We start from the raw sequence: 1,286 nt of genomic DNA on the forward strand, positions 1-1,286 counted from the left end.
GGGGTCTTACTAAATTGGGAAATCTCATCTTGAGGGGGGCTTCACGCTTAGATGCTTTCAGCGCTTATCCCGTCCGTACTTGGCTACCCAGCGGTGCTCCTGGCGGAACAACTGGTACACCAGCGGTACGTCCATCCCGGTCCTCTCGTACTAAGGACAGCTCCTCTCAAATTTCCTGCGCCCGCGACAGATAGGGACCGAACTGTCTCACGACGTTCTGAACCCAGCTCGCGTACCGCTTTAATGGGCGAACAGCCCAACCCTTGGGACCTACTTCAGCCCCAGGATGCGATGAGCCGACATCGAGGTGCCAAACCTCCCCGTCGATGTGGACTCTTGGGGGAGATAAGCCTGTTATCCCCAGGGTAGCTTTTATCCGTTGAGCGATGGCCCTTCCATGCGGTACCACCGGATCACTAAGCCCGACTTTCGTCCCTGCTCGACTTGTAGGTCTCGCAGTCAAGCTCCCTTATGCCTTTGCACTCTCCGAATGATTTCCAACCATTCTGAGGGAACCTTGGGGCGCCTCCGTTACTCTTTAGGAGGCGACCGCCCCAGTCAAACTGCCCACCTGACACGGTCCCTCTACCGGTTTCACGGTAGCAGGTTAGAACTCCGATACGATCAGGGTGGTATCCCAACGGCGCCTCCACCGAAGCTGGCGCTCCGGCTTCCCAGGCTCCCACCTATCCTGTACAGATCGTACCAAAGTCCAATATCAAGCTGCAGTAAAGCTCCATGGGGTCTTTCCGTCTTGTCGCGGGTAACCTGCATCTTCACAGGTATTAAAATTTCACCGGATCTCTCGTTGAGACAGCGCCCAAGTCGTTACGCCATTCGTGCGGGTCAGAATTTACCTGACAAGGAATTTCGCTACCTTAGGACCGTTATAGTTACGGCCGCCGTTTACTGGGGCTTCGGTTCACAGCTTCGGGTTACCCCTAACCGCTCCCCTTAACCTTCCAGCACCGGGCAGGCGTCAGCCCGTATACTTCGCCTTGCGGCTTCGCACAGACCTGTGTTTTTGCTAAACAGTCGCTTGGGCCTTTTCACTGCGGCCCCCTCGGGCTATTCACCCTACCGAGGCACCCCTTCTCCCGAAGTTACGGGGTCATTTTGCCGAGTTCCTTAACGAGAGTTCTTCCGCGCGCCTTAGCATGCTCTGCTCGCCTACCTGTGTCGGTTTGCGGTACGGGCACCTTCGCCTGGCTAGAGGCTTTTCTTGGCAGTGTGAGCCCATGACCTTCGGTACTTAATATTTCCCTCCCCATCACAGCCCAGCCTTA

1 rRNA gene is annotated in these 1,286 nt (G+C 56.2%); it reads right to left on the bottom strand.

Annotated elements, in window-relative coordinates:
* Positions 1 to 1,286: ribosomal RNA gene (locus L1N82_RS21410) — 23S ribosomal RNA — on the bottom strand; the annotation flags it as partial.

It is taken from the genome of Paenibacillus tarimensis (assembly GCF_021532315.1).
GTDB lineage: Bacteria > Bacillota > Bacilli > Paenibacillales > Paenibacillaceae > Paenibacillus_I > Paenibacillus_I tarimensis.